Here is a 3,772-nt window from a genome sequence, read left to right as displayed (position 1 = left end):
TTCATCGCATCGCGGTTCCCGGCTTCGACTGCCCTGCGGTACCAGAGCTCGGCCTCATCTATATCACCACGCTGTTTGAGCAGGTTGCCAAGGTTGCTCATCGCATCGCGGTTCCCGGCTTCGACTGCCCTGCGGTACCAGAGCTCGGCCTCATCTATATCACCACGCTGTTTGAGCAGGTTGCCAAGGTTGAACAGCGCGCCGGGGTTCCCGGCTTCGACCGCCTTGCGGTACCAGAGCTCGGCCTCATCTATATCACCACGCTGTTTGAGCAGGACGCCGAGGTTGCTCATCGCATCGCGGTTCCCGGCTTCGGCGGCTTTGCGAAACAGAGCGGTCGCGGTGGGTACGTTGCCGCGGTCGTACGCAGCGACACCAACGACGAGTAGGGTGCCAGCGTCGCAGTCGAGAGTGTTGTCGTGCCAGTAAGTATCGGGTATAGGGCGCGGTGCACGGTTGGCTTGTCCGTCGTCAGCGGCGGCGAGGTAGTCGAAGGCTCGGTAGCCGCGAACATCGTCACCGAGGAAGGCGGTGTGCAGCGCGGCGGTGCGCCCGGCACCGGGTGGCGGCGTGCGTGCGGTGTGAATCGCGGCGTGCACACCGGCGGTGGTGGCCTCCAGGTGAGGATGCGATGTCCGTAGTTCCCGCAGGGTGATGTCGGTGAGGACAGGTTCCGGGATGAGGTCGGTGCGCCCGATACGCGACCAGTCGATCGCAACCGCGATCACCGCATACAACTCGGGATCGGCCGCTCGGGCGTCGTCGTAGCGGGCCAGCAGCTCCGGCGCACCCGCCAGTCCCTCCCCGAGCCCGTACCGATCGCTGGCGTATCCGGGGTAGGCCCGGTCAGCCGCCGCGCGTTCGTCGAGGTCCTCGGCCGTAGAGGCCAGATCGACGGTGACCGCCTGCTCGAGCAGCATCCGGGTGTCCTGTCGCAGTTCACCACCGCCACGCAACTGAGCACGCATCTCCGAACGCAACGTCGCTACCACCACCGTCGGCCCACGCCTGGCGAACAACCTGGCCAGCACCGCTGGGGTCAGCCCCGCTGTGCCGCTGAGATATTCGTGTAGGTCATCCAGCCACACCACCAGCGAGTCGGTGCTTTCGGCGATCCGTGGATGGACGATCAGTTCCCCGACCGCGTCGGCGGCCGGCCACACCACCCGCGCGGCGGGATCGTGGGCGTGTACGGCCTCGAACAGAGTGCGGGTCTTGCCCGCCTTCGACGGCCCCACCACGACCACCAACCGCCCGCCGGCGAGGGCTTCGGCCAGGCGGGTGTCGACGTCGTGGGCGGTACGGGGCAGGTAGCCGTCCCGCAGCCCGTACTCACCGGCACGGCCGAACACCGAACTCGTCGCCCCCAACAGGTACGGGTCGAGATCGGTGATCGTGGGCAAGTCCTCGATCCCGTAGACCCGCACCAACCCCCGCATCGACCGCGGCGGCGTCGAGGCGGGGGCGCCGACGTAGACGGGGCCGTGGAAGTTGCTCCCGGTGGCGGCGAAACTCGTCCCGCCCTTGCGCGTGGCGGCGGGGGTTGGCGCGGGAGTGCCGGGGTTCAGTCCCGCGCCGTGGTGGGGTCCGGCGACTCCGCGAACCCCGCCCGCACCCGGGAGAACTCCGCAGTGCCGCTGATCCTGCTGTTGCGGACCCGCACCCCGTCACCGGTGGAGGCGATATCGGTGACCTTCAGCGCCTCGGCGACCAGGTTGTCGATGTCCATACCGACCACCACCTGCGGGGCGTGCTCACGCACTGCCTCCAACACGGCGGCCGCGGCCTGGCCGAGTTCCGGATCGCTTCCGGCGCCTGCGTCGTCGAGGTCCTCGGCCAGGGAGTCCTTCTTCGGCTGCGAGTCCGGCTTCTTCTCCACCGCGGAGACATCGACCTCGGCGTACTTGCGCGAGAGCAGACTCTTCAACCCCGCATAGGCGTCCTTGACCACCTGGGTCGCGGTATCGCCCACCCCCGCTACCGCGCCCGCCGCGATCGCCGAAACCACCACTGCCGTCACCGGATCCATATCCCGATCCTCCCACCTGTTTCCCCGCCGCGCGCCTATACGACGTCCACGCCCGCCTGTGTTCGGAAAACGGTCGATTCTCGAACACTTCGCCGAGGGTCTTACGAGGTCGCCGCCAAGGCAGGCGGCCAGTCCTGCGGCTCGACGTTGGCGGGTTTCTGGCTGACATCCTGGTCCCAGTCGAACGCTGGTGCCGGAGGGCCCCACTGCTTCGGGCTGACAAAAGAGATGGTCTCGGTACCGAAATCCACCTGCACGAACGTGGTGGGGCCGGAGAAGGCCCTCCCGTCGAACCCGGCGAAGCCGGAGAAGGTCGTCCCGTCGAACCCGGCGAAGCCGGAGAAGGTCACGCCACGGAACCCGGCGGTGCCGGAGAAGGTCACATCGCCGAACGCGGCGGTGCCGGAGAAGGTCACATCGCGGAACCCGGCGGCGTCGCAGAAGGTCGCTTCGCCGAACGCGGCGGCGTCGGAGAAGGTCGCCCGTCGAACCATGCCTGGCCGGAGAAGGTCGCGCCGCCGAACAAGGCCCATCCGAGGAAGGTCGCGTCGCGGAACCAGGCGTTGCCGGAGAAGGTCGCCCGGTCGAAATCGGCGACGTCGGAGAAGGTCGCCTGCTCGAAATCGGCGGGGCCGGAGAAGGTCGCCTGCTCGAACCCGGCGGGGCCGGAGAAGGTCGCCTGCTCGAAATCGGCAGCGCCGGAGAAGGTCGCGTCGCGGAACCAGGCCTCGCCGGAGAAGGTCGCCCGGTCGAAGCGGGCAGCGCCCGAGAATGTCACCTTGTTGAGGTCGACGTTCTCGAGATGTGCTGTTCGGAAGTCGAAGTCGCTTGTCGACCAGCTGTATTCGGCTGTGGGGCGGAGGTGGTCAGCGATAACGCGGACGATGGTGGCGCGGACTTCGCGGTCGTTCTGCCGGTATTCGATGTGTTCCTCGGTCTCTCCCCGCACCCGCCCGCGCTCGAACCGGGGGGCCTTGACCACGAATTTCGTTCGCCCGCTGGCTCCGTGGTCGGCGTCGTAGGGCAAACGCAAATATCCGCACAGCACGTCGATGCATTGCTGGCGACGCAGACCTTCGGATTCGTCGGCAACGCCAGCCATCGCGTACACCCCGGCGATCCGGACCGCGACATCGATCGCGCCGAGCTGAGCGGCCGCAGCGCCGAAGCGCTCGACGAACCTGGATTGTTCGAGGTCGCGTTGTCGCCGGTAGGCGATCACGAGTGCCACGACACCGCCGACTCCGGCGACGACGGTCAGCGCAACGCGGATGACATCGATCTCTGCGGCGCCCTTGCTCGCGTCGGGCGGGGTGATCCAGCGCAGCACCCCGTACGCTGTGGTTGCTACACCGAGCCCGGCGGCCAAGGCGAACAGGACTGCGGACAGCAACCCGATCCGGGCCGCGCGTCGCCCGATCGCCGCCCGGGAACCCCTGTTCAATCGCCTCCGCAGCCCGGCGAACTTCCTACGTGCCTGTGCGCGAACCACGCTCACCCTCCCGGCCATCGCACGATTCTGCGCGATACGACGTCCTACCACCCAATAATCCGCCGCACCATCATTGTGACTCGCAGCGGTAAGTGGCGGTGTTCTCGTACTGCCAGGTGACGTAAGCGGCGAGGGGCGCGTAGTCCGGGTGGGTACGGGTCAGGCGTGGATCTGGTCGTGGTTGCCGACGAAGGTGAGGTAGCGGGGAATGATCTGCTCGGGGTTGGCCCACAGCAGGTCGTGTCCGACTC

4 protein-coding genes are annotated in these 3,772 nt (G+C 67.6%); all 4 read right to left on the bottom strand.

Annotated features, from left to right (window positions below; all coding sequences use genetic code 11):
• Positions 1-1,427 (bottom strand): tetratricopeptide repeat protein (locus ACWDMM_RS31715; RefSeq protein WP_449941115.1); only part of this gene is annotated, 1,427 nt, incomplete at its 3' end.
• Between the two features lie 137 nt (positions 1,428-1,564).
• Positions 1,565-2,029, bottom strand: a complete 465-nt coding sequence (locus ACWDMM_RS31710) for a hypothetical protein (protein WP_449941112.1) — start codon at positions 2,027-2,029, stop codon at positions 1,565-1,567.
• Between the two features lie 101 nt (positions 2,030-2,130).
• Positions 2,131-2,523: a pentapeptide repeat-containing protein gene (locus ACWDMM_RS31705; protein ID WP_449941109.1), complete on the bottom strand. Its 393-nt coding sequence runs from the start codon at positions 2,521-2,523 to the stop codon at positions 2,131-2,133.
• The gene (locus ACWDMM_RS31700; protein ID WP_449941106.1) at positions 2,442-3,473 is read right to left on the bottom strand and encodes a pentapeptide repeat-containing protein; all 1,032 of its coding nucleotides are present in this window, start codon (positions 3,471-3,473) and stop codon (positions 2,442-2,444) included. Before ACWDMM_RS31700 ends, ACWDMM_RS31705 begins: the two co-directional genes overlap by 82 nt.
• Positions 3,474-3,772: the final 299 nt, after the last annotated feature.

The sequence above is a fragment of the Nocardia sp. NPDC003726 genome, assembly GCF_053586955.1.
This window is presented reverse-complemented; position numbering and strand designations above follow the sequence as displayed.

Coding starts and splice junctions, on each gene's coding strand:
- ACWDMM_RS31710 (WP_449941112.1), bottom strand. CDS start 2,029: ATGGATCCGGTGACGGCAGTGGTGGTTTCGGCGATCGCGGCGGGCGCG.
- ACWDMM_RS31705 (WP_449941109.1), bottom strand. CDS start 2,523: ATGGTTCGACGGGCGACCTTCTCCGACGCCGCCGCGTTCGGCGAAGCG.